The following is a 15,562-nucleotide window of genomic DNA, read 5'->3' as shown; positions in this document are numbered from 1 at the left end:
CGTGCTCAGGGGCCGCCGCGCCTCAGGCCGGCAGGCGCGGCCGCAGCGCCTCGACGAAGGCCTCGGGGCGAGCGTAGAAGCCGGCATGATCCAGGACCTCCTGCTGGCCGTGACGCTCCAGCACCAGGGTGGGGAATCCCCTGGCTCCGAGCCGCGCCATCCGGCGGCGGGTGTCGGCGATATGGGATCGCACGCGCTCCCGGCCCGCCGCGAAGGCGCCCGCGAAGTCCTCCCTGACGACGCCTTCCTGCGCGGCCAGCTCGCCGAGCACATCCGGGTCCGCCACCCGGCGCCCCTCCCGGTAATGGGCCCGCTGGACGGCCTCGAGCATGGACAGCGCCCTGTCCGGCGCCAGTGCCTCCACGGCCAGGATCGCGGCGCTCACCGCGGGGGAATCCAGCCGCATCTCGCCGCTTTCCAGCAGGCCGTGGCGATAGGCCGCGCCGAAGGGCTGGCCGCTCACCGCCGCGATGCGGGCATCGCTGGCACGAATGCGCTCGACGTGCCGGGCATCGACGCGCCGGCCCTCGAAGAGGCCGCCGCCGTGCAGCCGCACCTCGAGGTCGGGGAACCGCTCCGCCAGGGCGGACACCAGGGGCGCGACGGCATAGCACCAGCCGCAGAGCGGGTCGTGGATATAGCGCAATATCGGCTCCATGGCGTCCACCTCAGTAGCCCACGGTGAAGCGGCGCCGCGAATGGGCGGGCCGCTCCAGCTCGTCGATCATGGCCAGGGCATAGTCCTCCACCGAGACGCGGCTGTCGCCGTTGGCATCCACCAGCAAGCGGTCGTCGCCCAGGCGAAAATCGCCGGTGCGCGCTCCCGGGGCGATCTGCGCCGAGGGGGCCAGCATGGTCCAGTCCAACGCCGGCTCGGCGCGCAGCATCGCCAGTGCCGTGCGGGCTCCCTCGGCGGTCGCCCGGTACGCCTCGGGAAACGCCGGGGTATCCAGCAACTGCACGCCGGGCGCGACCTCCAGGGCGCCGGCCCCGCCGACCATCAACAGTCGCGGCACCGCGGACGCCTTGGTCGCCTCGATGATGGCCGCCACTCCTCGCTCGTAGTAGTCCTGCACCGCCTGCTGGGCATGGCCGCTGAAGGCGCTGATCACGGCCTCGTGGCCACGCAGCTGGGTGGCGAGACGCGTGCGATCGAAGACATCGGCCGCGAGCGTCTCGAGACCGGGGCGGGGGGACAGGCGCTGGGGACGGGTGACCAGGGCGGTGACGGCATGGCCGCGTGCCAGGGCCTCGTTCAACAGGGCGGAGCCGATGAAACCGCTGGCACCGATCAGGGCGATCCTCATGAGGCATTCTCCGTTCATGGCGTGTGGGATGGGCGCCATTATCGAAGGCCGCATTGATCATAAAAACAGCATAAACTCGATATCAGTGTTACCCGAAACGGAACAGTGCCATGCGCAACGGACTCGACCTGAACGACCTGGAAGCCTTCGTGGCGGTCGCCGAGGCCGGCGGCTTCACCGCCGCCGCCGACCGCCTGGGAACCGCCAAGTCACGGATCAGCCAACGGGTTGGCCGACTGGAGGACGCCCTCGGCACGACGCTCTTCACCCGGACCACCCGCCGGGTGAGCCCGACGCCCGAGGGGGAGGCGTTGCGGGAGCGCTGCGCCCCGCTGCTCGGCGGGCTGACGCAGGCGATCGAGGAGGCGGGCCAGGCATCCTCCGAGCTTCACGGCCCGCTGCGTGTGGCCGCCCCCACGGACCTGGCGGTGCAGACCCTGGCCCCGCTGGTGCGTCGCTTCCGGGCCGACCACCCCGGCGTGCGCTTCGAGCTGCGCTCCAGCGACCGTATCCTCGATCCGGTGCAGGAAGGCATCGACCTGTCCTTCCGCCTGGGCTGGCTCAAGGACTCCACCCAGAGGGCCTCGAAACTCCGGGACTTCGAGCAGTGGGTGGTGGCCTCGCCGGCTTACCTGGCCAGGGCGGGCACCCCCGAGTCGCCGGAGGACCTCGTCGATCACGATTGGCTGGCGCTCAGCCTGCTGCCGGCGCCGCTGACCTGGACCTTCGAGCACGCCGATGGCCGCCGAGTGCAGGTGCAGATGCACAGCGGGCTCAGGACGGATTCCACGCCTCTGCTGAGAACCCTGCTCCTGGACGCAGGCGGGATCTCGGCGATCGACGAGCTCAGCGCGGCGTCGGCGCTGGCGGCGGGCACCCTGGTCCGGGTGCTCCCGGAATGGCGGCTGCCCCGGGGCGGGCTCTACGCCGTCTACCCGCCCCGGCGCTTCGCCTCGGCTCGGGCGCGCGCCTTCGTGGCGTTCTGCCGGACGGCCCTGGCCGACTAGGTATTGAGCGCCATGGCCACGGCCTCGGCGGCATGGAGCGAGGTGGTGTCGTAGAGCGGCACCGGAGTATCGGCCTGGCCGACCAGCAGGGCGATCTCGGTGCAGCCGAGGATCACGGCCTCGGCGCCGCGGGCGTGAAGGTCCGCGATGATCTCGAGATACTCCGCCTTCGAGGCCGGCTCGACGTGCCCACGGCACAACTCTTCGAAGATCACCCGGTGCACGCGCTCGCGGGCCTCGGCCTCCGGCACCAGCGCCTCGATGCCGAAACGTGCGGTGAGCCGATCCGTGTAGAAGGCCTGCTCCATGGTGAAGCGGGTCCCCAGCAGGCCCACCCGGCGCACGCCGTCCTCGCGCAGTCGCTCGCCGGTGGCATCGGCGATGTGCAGCAGCGGAATCTCGACGGCGGCCTCGATCGCCGGCGCCACCCTGTGCATGGTATTGGTGGCCAGCAGCAGGAAGTCCGCCCCCGCGGCCTGTACCCGCCGGGCCGCCTCGGCGAGCCGCTCGCCCGCCTCGTCCCAGCGACTTTCCCGTTGCAGGGTCTCGATCTCGGCGAAGTCGACGCTGTAAAGCGCCACCTTGGCCGAGTGCAGCCCGCCCCGCGCCGCCTTCACGCCTTCGTTCAGGGCCCGGTAGTAGCGCTCCGTGGATTCCCAGCTCATGCCGCCAAGCACGCCGATGGTCTTCATGGTCACCTCCGGGTGGCATCGTCGAGCTCACAGCGATATCACGATCGCCGCGCCCCGCGCCAGCGCCGTCATCGGCGCCGGCCTCCCGCTAGCCGGCGCTCAGGGCGACCTTGAGCACGCCGTCGCGCTGGTGGGAAAAGAGGTCGTAGGCCTCGGCGATGTCCTCCAGTGCGAAGCGATGCGTGACCAGCGGGCCCAGGTCCAGGCGGCCGCCCTCGATCACCCCCATCAGCCGGCGCATGCGCTCCTTGCCGCCCGGGCACAGCGAGGTGACGATGCGATGGTCGCCGAGACCGGCGCTGAAGGCATCCAGCGGCAGGGTCAGGTCCTCCGAGTAGACGCCCAGGCTCGACAGGGTGCCGCCGGGCTTGAGCACCCGCAGGGCGTTCTCGAAGGTGGCCTGCAGGCCCAGGGCCTCGATGGCCGCATCGACGCCGCGCCCGCCGGTGAGGCGACGGATCTCGTCGACCACGTCCAGCTTCCGATAGTCCAGCACCACGTCGGCGCCAAGCCGGCGGGCCATGGCCAGCCTCTCGTCCACGCCGTCCACGGCGATGATCAGGCCGGCGCCGCGCAGCCGTGCCCCGGCGGTGGCACACAGCCCGATCGGGCCCTGGGCGAATACCGCCACGCTGTCGCCGATGCGGATGTTGGCCGACTCCGCCCCGGCGAAGCCGGTGGACATGATGTCCGGGCACATCAGCACCTGCTCGTCGCTGAGGCCGTCGGGCACCGGGCTGAGGTTGGCCTGGGCGTCGGGCACGCGCAGGTACTCGGCCTGGGCGCCGTCGATGGTGTTGCCGAAGCGCCAGCCGCCCATGGGCTTGTAGCCGTGGCCGTGGTGGCCACCGTCCTGGGCGCTGCAACCGTCCTGGCAGGCATAGGAGGTGAAGCTCGGGCAGATGGCCCCGGCGATCACCCGCTGGCCCTCCGCGTAGCCCCGTACGTTGGCGCCGAGCTTCTCGATCACGCCCACCGGCTCGTGGCCGACGGTCAAGCCTCTCTCCACCGGGTACTCGCCCTTGAGGATATGCACGTCGGTGCCGCAGATGGTGGTGGTGGTCACGCGGATCAGGGCCTCGTCGGGGCCGATGTCGGGAATCGGCTTGTCGTCGATCTCGATGCGACCGGGCTCGACGAAGATGGCGGCTTTCATCATGGCGGGCATGGCGGCTCTCCTGGCGGAAAGTCCCATCACAGCACAGCCCTGGCCGCGCGACGTTGCGCTGGATCAAGCCTGCGGCAACTGTCCTGTCCCGCAGCGCCCGGCATGGCGACGCAACGGGGTCGGCCGATCGCCCTGGCCTTCCCAGCCGGCCGCCAGACGATTAACCTGCTCATGATCACCCTCCCCCGCTCGCTCCAGGACCGCCCCATGACCCCGGCCGACACCCTCCGCCTGATCCTGCTCTCCTCGCTGTGGGGCCTGTCCTTCATCTTCATGCGCGTGGCGGTGCCCGAATTCGGCCCGGTGGCGCTGATCCTGCTGCGCATGGGCGTCGGCGCGCTGCTGATGCTGCCGCTGCTGCTCGGCGCCCGCTACCTGCGGCTGGCCTGGGAGCACAAGGGGCGGCTGATGCTACTGGGCCTGGTCAATCACGTGCTGCCCTTCTCGCTGCTGGCGCTGGCCACCACCCGCCTGGAGGCGGGCTTCACCTCGCTGATCAACGCCACCACGCCGCTGTTCACCGCGCTGCTCGGCGCGCTGTGCTTCGCCACCCCGGTGCGGCGCGGCCAGTACCTGGGCCTGGCGCTGGCCTTCCTCGGCGTCTACGTGCTGTCCGCGGACCGGCTGGACTTCGCCCTCGGCGGCGACGGCTGGTTCATCCTCGCGGTGCTGGGCGCCACCTTCTGCTACGGCATCGCCGCCAACTACTCCCGGACGCGCCTGGCCCACCTGCCGGTGCGGGTGGTCGCCGCCGGCAGCTGCGCCATGTCGGCCCTGCTCCTGCTGCCGCCGGGGCTGTGGCTGTGGCCCGACGCCCCGGTCAGCGGCCAGGGCTGGGCCAACGGCCTGGCGCTGGCGGTGTTCAGCACCAGCCTGGCCTTCCTGCTCTACTTCGGCCTGATCGCCAGTGCCGGCGCCACCGCCACCTCGACCGTCACCTTCCTGGTGCCGGTCAGCGCCCTGCTCTGGGGACACTGGCTGCTCGACGAGACCCTGAGCCTGCAGATCCTCGCCGGCATGGCCATCACCCTGCTCGGCACCGCCATCACCACCGGCCTGCTGCGGCCCGGCGGGACGCCCGGGGCGCGCCTGGCCAGGTCGCGCCGACGCGGCCTAGACTGACCCCGAACCCGGCCGAGGGAGGCGGCGATGGCTTCCGCCCGCCTGCGCTTTCACGGCGAGCTCGAGGACTTCCTGGCCCCCGCCTCGCGGGGCCGGCCGATCGACTATCCGGTGAGTCGCCGCGCATCCATCAAGGACGTCATCGAGGCCCTGGGCGTCCCCCACCCGGAGGTGGACGCGATCCGGGTGGACGGCACCCCCGTGGGCTTCGACTCCCCCCTGGGGAGCGGCGATACGGTGGACGTCTATCCCGCGGGCGCCGACCTCCCGGCCCCCGTCCGCCACCTGCGCCCGCCGCTGCCGCGGCCGCGGCGCTTCCTGCTCGACGTGCACCTGGGCCGCCTGGCGCGCTACCTGCGCCTGCTGGGGGTCGACTGCCGCTACCGCAACCACGCCGGCGACGCCGAGCTGGCCGCCCGGGCCGAGGCGGAGGGGCGCATCCTGCTGACCCGGGACCGTAACCTGCTCAAGCGCAGGCGCATCGCCCTGGGGCGCTTCGTGCGCGCCGATGATCCCTTCGACCAGCTCGCGGAGGTCGCCCGCGCCTTCGACCTGGGGGACGAACTGGCCCCCTTCACCCGCTGCACCCGATGCAACGGCCGCCTGGTCGCGGTCGACAAGGCCGCGGTGGATCATCGCCTCGAGCCGCTGACCCGGCGCTACGTGGACGACTTCCTGCAATGCGATCGCTGCGGCCAGGTCTACTGGCACGGCAGCCACGTGTCCCGCATGCAGGCCCTGGTCGAGCGGCTACGGCGGCGGCTGGCCGACGGCCAGACATGAAAAAACGGCCGCGGCGTCAGCGCCGCGGCCGTCGGAGCCCGCCGGGCAACGGCTCAGAAGTTCGGCTTGCGCTTCTCGACGAAGGCGCTCATGCCCTCGGTCTGCTCCTCGCCGGCGAAGCACAGCGCGAACAGGCTGGTCTCCAGCGCCAGCGCGCTGTCCAGGTCCTGATCCATGCCGTCATGCACCGCCTGCTTGGCCGCGCGCACCGAGCGCGGGCCATTGCCGCCGAGCTGCTGGGTGAGCTCGGCCACGTAGTCCTCGAGCTCGGCCTGGGGCATGACCCGGTTGACCAGGCCGATGCGCAGCGCTTCATTGGCGTCGATCTTGCGGCCGGTGGTGACCAGGTCCAGGGCCATGGCCGGGCCGACGCGGCGCGGCAGGCGCTGGGTGCCGCCGAAGCCGGGGATCACGCCGAGCAGCACCTCGGGCTGGCCGAAGACGGCGTTGTCGCTGGCCACCGCCCAGTCGCAGGCCAGCGCCAGCTCGCAGCCGCCGCCCAGGCAGAAGCCGTTGACCAGGGCCACCACCGGCACCGGCAGGGTCTCCAGGCGCTTGATGGTGGCGAGCGCCTGGCCGGCGAAGACCCGCGCCTGCTCCGGGGTCTTGTCGCGCATTTCGGTGATGTCGGCGCCGGCCACGAAGGCCTTCTCGCCGGCGCCGGTGATCAGCACGGCCCGCAGGTTCTCGTGGGTCTCGAGCCCGTCCAGGATCGAGGCCAGCTTGTCGATGACCTCGCTGTTCAGGGCGTTGAGCGCCTTGGGGCGGTTGATGGTCAGGCGCACGATGCCGGCGTTGTCCTGCACCTCGATCTGCTGCTCGCTCATGATGGCTCCTCGTGATGGGAAATGACGACGATTCGACTCAACCCTAGCGAACGCTAGGTTGGGCGACAATCCCGTCTTTCGTCTCGCTCACGAATAGTCGTGGAAGCCGCGCCCCGCCTTGCGCCCCAGGTAGCCGGCATCGACCATGCGCCGCAGCAGCGGGCAGGGCCGGTACTTGGGATCGCCGAAGCCGTCCTGCAGCACCTCCATGATCGACAGGCAGACGTCCAGGCCGATCAGGTCGGCCAGCCGCAGCGGGCCCATGGGATGGGCGGCGCCGAGCTGCATCGCCTGGTCGATGGCCTCGGGGGTGGCCGCGCCCTCCTGCACCAGGAAGGCCGCCTCGTTGATCATCGGCACCAGCAGGCGGTTGACGGCGAAGCCGGGGGAGTCCCCCACCCGCACGGCGGTCTTGCCCAGCGCCTCGGCCAGCGCCTCGATGCGCGCCACGGTGGCGTCACTGGTCTGCTCGGCGCGGATCACCTCGACCAGCGCGAGCACCGGCACCGGATTGAAGAAGTGCATGCCCACCACGCGCTCCGGACGTTCGCTGACGGCGGCCAGGCGGGTCAGGGACAGCGAGGAGGTGTTGGAGGCCAGGATGGCGTCGTCGCTCAGCCGGCTCAGCTCGTGGAACAGCCGCTCCTTGAGCTCGGGCTGCTCCGGGGCGGCCTCGATGATGACCTCGGCGTCGGCCAGGTCGGCCAGGCTGGTGGTGGTGTCCAGGCGTGCCAGGGCCGCGTCGCGCTCGTCCTCGCGCATCTTGTCCTTGGCCACCCGCTTGCCGAGCCCCGCGACGATGGCTTCCCGGGCGCGCCCCAGGGCCGCCTCGGCGACGTCGTACAGGCGCACCGTAAAGCCGCTGGCGGCCAGCACCTGGGCGATGCCCTGGCCCATGGTGCCGGCGCCCACCACGCCGATCGGTCGTTGACTCATGGCGATTCTCTCCTTCGCGTGCGTTGACGGCGGACCGGCCCCTCCCCGGGCGGCAGGCCCGGGGAAGCCGGAGGGATGATGCCGTCCCAGCCTACTGGGTCCGGGCCTGCTCGCGCAGCAGGAATTTCTGGATCTTGCCGGTGGAGGTCTTGGGCAGCTCGGTGAAGATCACCGTCCTGGGCGCCTTGAAATGGGCCAGTCGCGCCCGGCAATGATCGATGAGCTCGCGCTCGGTGACCGGCTCCGCCGTGGCCTTGAGCTTGACGAAGGCGCAGGGCGTCTCGCCCCATTTCTCGTCGGGCCGGGCCACCACCGCGGCCTCCTCCACCGCCGGGTGGGCGTAGATGGCGTCTTCCACCTCGATGGTGGAGATGTTCTCGCCGCCGGAGATGATGATGTCCTTGGCGCGATCCTTGATCTCGATGTAGCCGTCGGCATGCCACACCGCCAGGTCGCCGGTGTGGTACCAGCCGCCCTCGAGGGCCTGGCGGGTGGCGGCCTCGTTCTTGAGGTAGCCCTTCATCACGTTGTTGCCGCGCATCAGGATCTCGCCGACGGTGGTGCCGTCCCTGGGCACCGGCGCCAGGGTGTCGGGGTCGGCCACGCACAGCGCCTCGAGCAGGTGGCCGCGTACCCCCTGGCGGGCCTTGAGCCGCGCCCGCTCCTCCAGCGGCAGCGCGTCCCAGGCCTCGCGCCAGGCGCATACCGTCACCGGCCCGTAGACCTCGGTGAGGCCGTAGACGTGGGTGACCTCGATGCCCATCGCCTCGACCCCGGCGATCACCGAGGCGGGCGGCGCCGCCCCCGCGGTGGTGACCTTCACCGGCTGGTCGAAGGAGCGCTTGTCGGCGTCCGGCAGGTTGACCAGGCCATTGAGGATGATCGGCGCGCCGCTGAAGTGGGTCACGCCCTCGTCGGCGAGCAGTGCCATGACCCGCCTGGGATCGACCCGGCGCAGGCAGACGTTGACGCCGGCCGCCGCGGCGATGGTCCAGGGGAAGCACCAGCCGTTGCAATGGAACATCGGCAGGGTCCAGAGATAGACCGGATGGTGGGGCATGGCCCACTCGAGGATGTTGCTCACCGCGTTCAGGTGGGCGCCGCGGTGGTGGTAGACCACGCCCTTGGGCTTGCCAGTGGTGCCGGAGGTGTAGTTCAGCGCGATCGCCTGCCACTCGTCCTCGGGCAGCCGGTAGGCGTAGTCGGGATCGCCCTCGGCGAGCAGCGCCTCGTACTCCAGCTCGCCGATGTGGCGCGGTCCCTCGGCGTACTCGGGGTCGTCCACGTCGATCACCAGCGGCTTGTCGGCGAGCCCGGCCACCGCCTCCTCGATCACCTCGCTGAACTCGGGATCGACCAGGATCGCCTTGGCCTCGCCGTGCTCGAGCATGTAGGCGATGGCCGCGGCATCCAGGCGCACATTGAGGGTGTTGAGCACCCCGCCCATCAGCGGCACGCCGAAATGCGCCTCGAACATGGCGGGCACGTTGGGCAGCATCGCGGCCACCGTCTCGCCGGGACGGACGCCGCGACGCTCCAGCGCCGAGGCCAGGCGTCGGCAGCGGTCCCAGGTGGTGGCCCAGTCGCGGCGGATCTCGCCGTGCACCACCGCCGGGTAGTCGGGGTAGATGGCCGCGGTGCGCTCGATGAAGGTCAGCGGCGAGAGGGCCACGTGGTTGGCCGGCGTCGGGGGCAGGCCCTGGTCGAAGATGCTCGGGGTCATGGCGGGCTCCAGCAGGAGAAACGGCGGCCGGCGGCCGGGGACATCGACAGACGCCGCCGGCGGGGCCGGCGGCGTCCGGGCTCAGAGGGCGGCGGGGTCCAGCGTGGCGAGGCGTGACGCGCCGACCTCGATGACCGCGCGCTGGGCGCGGCCGACGGGCAGCCACCGGCGCAGGACGTGCTCGGCGGCGGCCAGCTTGGCGGTGTAGAAGGCGTCGGTGCTGCCCGCCTCGAGGGCGGCCCGGGCCTTGAGCGCGGCCCGCCCCATCTGCCAGGCGCAGAGCACGTGGCCGGCCAGGGTCAGGTAGGGCGTGGCGACGGCCTGGAGGGCGTCCGGGTCGCGGCCGTGCTCCAGCACCAGGGTGGTGGCGGCGCGCAGGTCCTCGACCCCGGCCGCCAGGCTCTCGCCCAGCGGGCGCAGCTCGGGGCCGGCGCTCAGGGCCTCGGCGGTGGCCGTCATCTCGTCGATCAGGGCGAGCATGGCCGCCCCGCCGTCGCGGCCCAGCTTGCGACCGGCCAGGTCCAGGGCCTGGATGCCGTTGGTGCCCTCGTAGATGGGCGCGATGCGGGCATCGCGCAGCAGCTGGGCGGCGCCGGTTTCCTCGATATAACCCATGCCGCCGTGGACCTGAACGCCCAGGGAGGCGATGTCCACCGCCTGATCGGTGGAGAAGGCCTTGATCACCGGGATCAGCACCTCCGCCCGTGCCCGGGCCGCCTCGCGGGCGGCGGCGTCCGCCGAGTGGCGTGCCTCGTCCATCAGCGCCGCGGCGGTCAGGGCCAGGGCCCGCAGGGCATCGGTGCGGCCCCGCATGGAGAGCAGCATGCGCTTGACGTCCGGGTGCTCGGCGATGGCGCGGTCACGGCCGTCCGCGCCGCGGCCCTGCACCCGCTCCAGGGCGTAGTCCCTGGCCTGCTGGCAGGCCCGCTCGGCCACGCCGATGCCCTCGATGCCGACCTTGTGGCGGGCCTCGTTCATCATCGTGAACATGTGGTTGAGCCCCCGGCCCTGCTCGCCGACCAGGTAGCCGATGGCGCCATCCCGCTCGCCGAAGCTCAGCGTGCAGGTGGGCGAGCCGTGGATGCCGAGCTTGTGCTCCAGCCCCGAGCAGACCACGTCGTTGCGCTCGCCCAGGGAGCCGTCGGCCTCGACCAGCAACTTGGGCACCAGGAACAGCGAGATGCCCTTGTTGCCCTCCGGGGCGTCCGGGGTGCGCGCCAGCACCAGGTGGACGATGTTCTCGGCGCAGTCGTGCTCGCCCCAGGTGATAAAGATCTTTTGCCCATACAGGCGATAGCGCCCCGGCTCCTCGGTGCAGGGCACCGCCCGGGTGCGCACCCTGGAGAGGTCGGAACCCGCCTGGGGCTCGGTGAGGTTCATGGTGCCGGTCCAGCGGCCCTCCACCAGCGGCGCCAGGTAGCGGGCCTGCTGGTCGGCGCTGCCGTGCTGGGCCAGGGCCTCGATGGCGCCGGCGGTGAGCATGGGGCACAGCCCCAGCGCCATGTTGGCGCCATGCAGCATCTCCTGGACGGCGCTGGCCACCACCTCGGGCAGCCCCTGGCCGCCGTGGGCCTCGGCGACGCCGATGCCGTTCCAGCCACCCTCGGCGTAGGCCCGGTAGGCCTCGGCGAAGCCGTCGGGCACGCTCACTCCGCCATCGTCGCGGCGCCGGCAGCCCTGGCGGTCGCCGCTGGCGTTGAGCGGCGCCCAGACCTCGCCGGCCAGGCGCGCGGCCTCCTCCAGCACGGCCTCCACCAGCTCGGGGCTGGCCTCCTCGAAGCCGGGCAGGGCCAGGGAGCGATGCTCGAGCAGCTCCTCGAGCACGAAGCGCAGGTCGCGGACGGGCGGGACAAAGGTCGTCATGGCACACACCTTGGGGAAAATGATAGCGACGATAGTAGATTCACTATACCCGGGTGACCATTAGGCCTAGGTCGCAGCCTCCGGGGCGGGCCGCTGCGCAGGTGCCTCGCCCGCCGCCTCGTCGTAGTAGGCGATATGCGCGGCGTCCGGCGGCGGCGGGCCCACCAGGGGCTCGGCCACCGCCACGTCGGGCACGACGTCGGCCAGGTCCTCGACGTGCTCGTGCTCCAGGGCGCCCTGCACCCATTCCTCGGTGATCGCCAGCTCCGCCCCGGCCGCGCTGAGCGGGGTGGCGGGCGAGAACGGCGCCACCGGCACCGGCGCCGGGCGCACGCGGCGCCGCCAGGCGAAGAAGGCCATCAGGATCACGCCGAGCGCGCCCAGCGACCAGAACAGCCCGGCGTCGCCGACCCGGGTCATCACCGGGGTGATCAGCGGCGGACTCAGCGTCGAGCCGAGGGCATTGATCAGCAGCAGCCCCTGGCTCATGCGCACCAGGGCCCCGGCCGGGGCGCGGTCGGCGGCATGGCTCAGCGCGGCCGGATACAGCGAGAAGACGCCGCCCCCGAGCAGGAACAGCAGCGCGGCCAGGCCCCAGGGCGGCAGCGGCAGCAGCAGGACCCCCGCGGCGATCAGGGCGCAGAGCCCGCCCAGGGCGATCAGCACCAGCTGGCGGTCATGGCGATCCGACCAGCGCCCCACCGGGTACTGCAGCAGCATGGCGCCGAGCACCATCACCGCCATCAGCTGACCGACCCCTTGCACCCCGAAGCCCACCCGCTGCAGGTAGAGCGGCAGCAGGGTGTAGACCGCCGCCACGGCCAGCCCCGAGCCGAAGCTGCCCGCCACGCCGGTGGGCGTGAGGGTGATCAGGCGCAGCGGCGACAGCGGCTCGGCCTTCTCCACCAGCGGTGTGATCCGGGGAATCATCGCCATGGGCAGCACCGACAGCGAGGCCAGCAGGCCGATCACCATGAAGGGCGCCGCGGGCCCCAGGGCGTTGATGGCGCCGAGCAGCAGCTGGCCGAGCGCCCCGGCGGCGTACAGCGCGATCATGTACAACGCCAGCAGGCGGCCGCGCACCCCGGCATCGCCGGCGGTGAGCAGCCAGCTCTCGATGACCAGGAAGACGCCCACCGTGGCCCAGCCGCCGATCAGGCGCAGCACGAACCAGGCCGCCGGGGCGTCGACCAGCCCCTGGAGCAGCACGGTCACCGCCACCAGGGAGGCGAAGCTGCCGTAGGCGCGGATATGGCCGATGGCCAGCAGCAGGCGGTCGTTGAGCATGGCGCCCAGCGCCAGGCCGATGAAGTAGGCGGAGGACACCCAGCCGATGACCACCGGCGATTCGCCGGCGGCGTCGAGACGCAGGGTGATCAGGGTGGCCAGGAAGCCGTTGCCGATTCCCAGGATGAACAGCCCCAGCAGGGGGGCCAGGGCCATGAGCAAAAGCTGCCGTGACATGAGGGAAGGCTCGCGAGGGGAAGGCGTCACGACCCGCCGCCGGGAGGGCAGCGGCGGGTCTCGAGCGGCGATCATACGCCCGGCCTGGCCCCTCGCCAATCCCCGCGGCAGGCCCGCGAGGGCCGGGCCGGGGCGGCATGACGGCGCCTTATGGATCCCCCGGCGAATCGCGTCGCTGCAGTAATGCCACGTCGTCGGACGGGAAGCTCACGGCCATGTCGAGCCGCGCCGCCAGCCAGCGGAAGCTCGCCTCGCTGAAGAAGCACACATGGGTGGGATCGAGGATGTAGTGCCAGCCGGCGAAGGCCTCCGCCGAGCGGACCCGCTTGGTCATCAGTCCCAGCCAGCCTCCCGGCGCCAGCAGGCCGGCCAGGCGCTCGAGCTCGGCGCCCGGGGCGAAGAGGTGCTCGACCACCTCGGTGGCGGTGATGAAGTCGTAGCGAGCCGCGAGGGCGCGCCGGTCCGGGGCGTAGAAGGGGTCGTAGATGGCCATGGGATGACCGACCTCCTCGAACATCACCGACAGCGTCGGCCCCGGGCCGGCGCCGAAGTCCAGCCCCCGGGCGCCGGGGGGCAGCCGCGCCGCCAGCGGCTCGAACAGCCGCGACAGGAAGCGACGATAGCCGGGGTCGTCCGGGGAGTTCTCGTGCCGGTCGTAGACCGCCTTCTCCTCGTCGGGCCCCAGTCGCTGCTCGGCGGGCACGAACACCAGCTCACACTGTCGACACTGGAGATAGTCCCGTCGCGCATCGCGATGATAGGCAACGGGATGGGGGGATGCGCATAGCGGACAGGTCGGCATCATCGTATTCTCTGCACAGGACTCACTTCCAAGGAGGCATGCATGCTGTCAGGTCTGGACCACCTGGTCATCACCGTGACCGATATTTCCCGCGCCGTGGACTTCTATACCCGGGTGCTGGGCCTGGACGTCCGCTACCGGGACCGGGAGCGGGTGGACCTGATGCTCGGCGACATGGCCCTGCGCCTGCATTGGACCGCCACCGACATCACCCCCCGCGCGGCCACCCCGACCCCGGGCAGCCAGGACCTGTGCCTGCGCAGCCGACTGCCGCTGGACGAGGTCCAGCGCCACCTCGAGGCGCTCTCGGTGGAGGTCGAACTGGGCCCGGTGATCCGCCAGGGCGCCACCGGCGAACTGGACTCCCTCTACCTGCGCGATCCCGACGGCAACCTGCTCGAGATCAGCCGGCCGCGACGCTGAGCCCGGCTGGCATCGTCGGCGTGGGCCGGTATCATGGGCGCCGACGCCGCTCCATCCACCTCAAGGACGATCGATGAACGACCACGACCCTCTCGACCGGGACCGCACGGTGACCGAAACCACCCCGGCGCCCGACACCACCATGCCCATGGTGGTCTATGCCCTGCACCTGGCCGGCATCATCACCGGCGGGCTGACCTCCCTGGTGGGCGTGGTGATCGCCTACGTCTACCGCGGCAAGGGCCCGCAATGGCTGGACGAGCACTATCGCTACCAGATCCGCACCTTCTGGATCGGCCTGGTCTACTTCGCCGTCTCCGGCCTGCTGACCCTGGTGCTGATCGGTTTCCTCACCTGGCTGGCGGCGGTGGTCTGGCTGGTCATCCGCTGCGTCAAGGGCTTCAAGGGGCTGCAGGAGCAGCGCGCCCCCGACGACGTGGACACCTGGCTGGTCTGAGGCATGGCGGCGAGCGACGACACCTCCGCCGACCGCCTCAAGGCCCGGCTGATCGCCGGCCTGTGGCGCGGGCTGGCCGGCTGGCGCCCGGCCGCGCTGTGGCGCCTGTCGCGGCTGCTCGGCCCGCTGGTCCAGGCGGCCAGCGGCCGGGAGCGCCGCGTCACCCGCATCAACCTGGCCCAGGCCTACCCGGAACTCGCCGAGCCCGCGCGCCGACGTCTGGCCCGGGCCAGCTTGGTCCACTCCAGCGCCACCATGCTCGAGCTGGGCCTGGCCTGGATGGGCGCCCCGGAGCGGGTCGAGGCCAGCATCCTCGAGATCTACGGCCGCGAGCTGCTCGACGAGGCCCGCGCCGAAGGGCGCGGCGTGATCGTGCTGGCCCCCCACTTCGGCAACTGGGAGGTGCTCAACTTCTGGCTGTCGGGGCACTTCCCCTTCACCGCCATGTACGAGCCCCCCAAGCTCGCTCCCCTCGACCCGGTCATCCGCCGCGGCCGCGAGCGCCGCGGCGCGAGCCTGGTGCCCACCAACCCGCGCGGCGTGGCGGCCCTGCTCAAGGCGCTCAAGCGCGGCCAGGCGGTGGGCATCCTGCCGGACCAGACGCCGAGCTGGGGCAGCGGCGTCTTCGCGCCCTTCTTCGGCCGCCCGGCCTATACCGCCACCCTGCTGCCCAAGCTGGTGGCGCGCACCGAGGCTCGGGTGGTCACCGGGGTGGCCCGCCGGCTGCCGGGGCGCGGCTTCGCGCTGCACTTCCTGGCCGCCGACGAGCGGGTCCACGATACCGACGAGGCGATCTCGGCGGCCGGGGTCAATGCCTGCGTGGAGGCGGTGATCGCCCTGGACCCGGCCCAGTATCAGTGGGAATACAAGCGCTACCGCAAGACGCCCGAGGAGCTCGAGGGCCGGCCGGACTGGAAGCGCCAGCGCCTCTACTGACCGTTGGAAAACCTTTCCATTTCTTCCCTGGCATCTGCCCGACAAGCTGGTA

The 15,562-nt window shown here is 71.7% G+C and carries 16 protein-coding genes; 6 read left to right on the top strand and 10 right to left on the bottom strand.

The features are described 5' to 3' along the window. Window positions 1–22: 22 nt before the first annotated feature. Window positions 23–658 (bottom strand): DsbA family protein, encoded by a 636-nt coding sequence (locus QC818_RS12045; RefSeq protein ID WP_309653113.1) that lies wholly within the window; start codon window positions 656–658, stop codon window positions 23–25. A 10-nt stretch (window positions 659–668) separates the two neighbouring features. Then, window positions 669–1,307, bottom strand: coding sequence for an NAD(P)-dependent oxidoreductase (locus QC818_RS12040; RefSeq protein WP_309653112.1), 639 nt, complete (start codon window positions 1,305–1,307; stop codon window positions 669–671). A 110-nt stretch (window positions 1,308–1,417) separates the two neighbouring features. Between QC818_RS12040 and QC818_RS12035 the strand changes: the two genes are divergently transcribed. Further along, on the top strand, window positions 1,418–2,314 hold the full coding sequence (locus QC818_RS12035; RefSeq protein ID WP_309653111.1) for a LysR family transcriptional regulator: 897 nt from the start codon (window positions 1,418–1,420) through the stop codon (window positions 2,312–2,314). Here QC818_RS12035 and QC818_RS12030 read toward each other — a convergent pair. Next, the gene (locus tag QC818_RS12030; RefSeq protein ID WP_309653110.1) at window positions 2,311–3,006 is read right to left on the bottom strand and encodes an aspartate/glutamate racemase family protein; all 696 of its coding nucleotides are present in this window, start codon (window positions 3,004–3,006) and stop codon (window positions 2,311–2,313) included. The two genes, QC818_RS12035 and QC818_RS12030, sit on opposite strands and share 4 nt — an antisense overlap. An 88-nt stretch (window positions 3,007–3,094) precedes the next feature. After that, the gene (locus QC818_RS12025; RefSeq protein WP_309653109.1) at window positions 3,095–4,174 is read right to left on the bottom strand and encodes an NAD(P)-dependent alcohol dehydrogenase; all 1,080 of its coding nucleotides are present in this window, start codon (window positions 4,172–4,174) and stop codon (window positions 3,095–3,097) included. Between the two features lie 207 nt (window positions 4,175–4,381). On the opposite strand from QC818_RS12025, the gene QC818_RS12020 reads away from it, so the two are divergent. Beyond that, complete coding sequence (locus QC818_RS12020; RefSeq protein WP_309653221.1) at window positions 4,382–5,296, top strand: DMT family transporter; 915 nt, start codon at window positions 4,382–4,384, stop codon at window positions 5,294–5,296. A gap of 27 nt (window positions 5,297–5,323) precedes the next feature. Further along, window positions 5,324–6,079, top strand: coding sequence for a Mut7-C RNAse domain-containing protein (locus QC818_RS12015; RefSeq protein ID WP_309653108.1), 756 nt, complete (start codon window positions 5,324–5,326; stop codon window positions 6,077–6,079). A 53-nt stretch (window positions 6,080–6,132) separates the two neighbouring features. On the opposite strand, the gene QC818_RS12010 is transcribed toward QC818_RS12015, so the two are convergent. The 6 genes from QC818_RS12010 to QC818_RS11985 form a co-directional block, all read right to left on the bottom strand. After that, on the bottom strand, window positions 6,133–6,906 hold the full coding sequence (locus QC818_RS12010) for an enoyl-CoA hydratase-related protein (protein ID WP_309653107.1): 774 nt from the start codon (window positions 6,904–6,906) through the stop codon (window positions 6,133–6,135). 87 nt (window positions 6,907–6,993) lie between these two features. After that, on the bottom strand, window positions 6,994–7,842 hold the full coding sequence (locus QC818_RS12005) for a 3-hydroxyacyl-CoA dehydrogenase family protein (RefSeq protein WP_309653106.1): 849 nt from the start codon (window positions 7,840–7,842) through the stop codon (window positions 6,994–6,996). Window positions 7,843–7,933: 91 nt separating this feature from the next. After that, window positions 7,934–9,565: an acyl-CoA synthetase gene (locus QC818_RS12000; RefSeq protein ID WP_309653105.1), complete on the bottom strand. Its 1,632-nt coding sequence runs from the start codon at window positions 9,563–9,565 to the stop codon at window positions 7,934–7,936. 81 nt (window positions 9,566–9,646) lie between these two features. After that, window positions 9,647–11,428 carry an acyl-CoA dehydrogenase gene (locus tag QC818_RS11995; protein WP_309653104.1) on the bottom strand — a complete coding sequence of 594 codons (1,782 nt, stop codon included), beginning with the start codon at window positions 11,426–11,428 and terminating at the stop codon, window positions 9,647–9,649. 66 nt (window positions 11,429–11,494) lie between these two features. Next, window positions 11,495–12,892, bottom strand: a complete 1,398-nt coding sequence (locus tag QC818_RS11990; protein WP_309653103.1) for an MFS transporter — start codon at window positions 12,890–12,892, stop codon at window positions 11,495–11,497. A 148-nt stretch (window positions 12,893–13,040) separates the two neighbouring features. Then, window positions 13,041–13,697 (bottom strand): class I SAM-dependent methyltransferase, encoded by a 657-nt coding sequence (locus QC818_RS11985; protein ID WP_309653102.1) that lies wholly within the window; start codon window positions 13,695–13,697, stop codon window positions 13,041–13,043. A 39-nt stretch (window positions 13,698–13,736) separates the two neighbouring features. Between QC818_RS11985 and QC818_RS11980 the strand changes: the two genes are divergently transcribed. The 3 genes from QC818_RS11980 (at window position 13,737) to QC818_RS11970 (ending at window position 15,510) form a co-directional block, all read left to right on the top strand. Then, window positions 13,737–14,117 (top strand): VOC family protein, encoded by a 381-nt coding sequence (locus tag QC818_RS11980; RefSeq protein ID WP_309653101.1) that lies wholly within the window; start codon window positions 13,737–13,739, stop codon window positions 14,115–14,117. 73 nt (window positions 14,118–14,190) lie between these two features. Then, on the top strand, window positions 14,191–14,574 hold the full coding sequence (locus QC818_RS11975; protein ID WP_309653100.1) for a DUF4870 family protein: 384 nt from the start codon (window positions 14,191–14,193) through the stop codon (window positions 14,572–14,574). A 3-nt stretch (window positions 14,575–14,577) separates the two neighbouring features. Then, the gene (locus tag QC818_RS11970; RefSeq protein ID WP_309653099.1) at window positions 14,578–15,510 is read left to right on the top strand and encodes a lysophospholipid acyltransferase family protein; all 933 of its coding nucleotides are present in this window, start codon (window positions 14,578–14,580) and stop codon (window positions 15,508–15,510) included. Window positions 15,511–15,562: the final 52 nt, after the last annotated feature.

It is taken from the genome of Halomonas koreensis (assembly GCF_031451675.1).
In the GTDB taxonomy this organism is placed as follows: domain Bacteria; phylum Pseudomonadota; class Gammaproteobacteria; order Pseudomonadales; family Halomonadaceae; genus Halomonas; species Halomonas koreensis.
This window is presented reverse-complemented; position numbering and strand designations above follow the sequence as displayed.

Coding starts and splice junctions, on each gene's coding strand:
- QC818_RS12045 (WP_309653113.1), bottom strand. CDS start 658: ATGGAGCCGATATTGCGCTATATCCACGACCCGCTCTGCGGCTGGTGC.
- QC818_RS12040 (WP_309653112.1), bottom strand. CDS start 1,307: ATGAGGATCGCCCTGATCGGTGCCAGCGGTTTCATCGGCTCCGCCCTG.
- QC818_RS12035 (WP_309653111.1), top strand. CDS start 1,418: ATGCGCAACGGACTCGACCTGAACGACCTGGAAGCCTTCGTGGCGGTC.
- QC818_RS12030 (WP_309653110.1), bottom strand. CDS start 3,006: ATGAAGACCATCGGCGTGCTTGGCGGCATGAGCTGGGAATCCACGGAG.
- QC818_RS12025 (WP_309653109.1), bottom strand. CDS start 4,174: ATGCCCGCCATGATGAAAGCCGCCATCTTCGTCGAGCCCGGTCGCATC.
- QC818_RS12020 (WP_309653221.1), top strand. CDS start 4,382: ATGACCCCGGCCGACACCCTCCGCCTGATCCTGCTCTCCTCGCTGTGG.
- QC818_RS12015 (WP_309653108.1), top strand. CDS start 5,324: ATGGCTTCCGCCCGCCTGCGCTTTCACGGCGAGCTCGAGGACTTCCTG.
- QC818_RS12010 (WP_309653107.1), bottom strand. CDS start 6,906: ATGAGCGAGCAGCAGATCGAGGTGCAGGACAACGCCGGCATCGTGCGC.
- QC818_RS12005 (WP_309653106.1), bottom strand. CDS start 7,842: ATGAGTCAACGACCGATCGGCGTGGTGGGCGCCGGCACCATGGGCCAG.
- QC818_RS12000 (WP_309653105.1), bottom strand. CDS start 9,565: ATGACCCCGAGCATCTTCGACCAGGGCCTGCCCCCGACGCCGGCCAAC.
- QC818_RS11995 (WP_309653104.1), bottom strand. CDS start 11,428: ATGACGACCTTTGTCCCGCCCGTCCGCGACCTGCGCTTCGTGCTCGAG.
- QC818_RS11990 (WP_309653103.1), bottom strand. CDS start 12,892: ATGTCACGGCAGCTTTTGCTCATGGCCCTGGCCCCCCTGCTGGGGCTG.
- QC818_RS11985 (WP_309653102.1), bottom strand. CDS start 13,697: ATGATGCCGACCTGTCCGCTATGCGCATCCCCCCATCCCGTTGCCTAT.
- QC818_RS11980 (WP_309653101.1), top strand. CDS start 13,737: ATGCTGTCAGGTCTGGACCACCTGGTCATCACCGTGACCGATATTTCC.
- QC818_RS11975 (WP_309653100.1), top strand. CDS start 14,191: ATGAACGACCACGACCCTCTCGACCGGGACCGCACGGTGACCGAAACC.
- QC818_RS11970 (WP_309653099.1), top strand. CDS start 14,578: ATGGCGGCGAGCGACGACACCTCCGCCGACCGCCTCAAGGCCCGGCTG.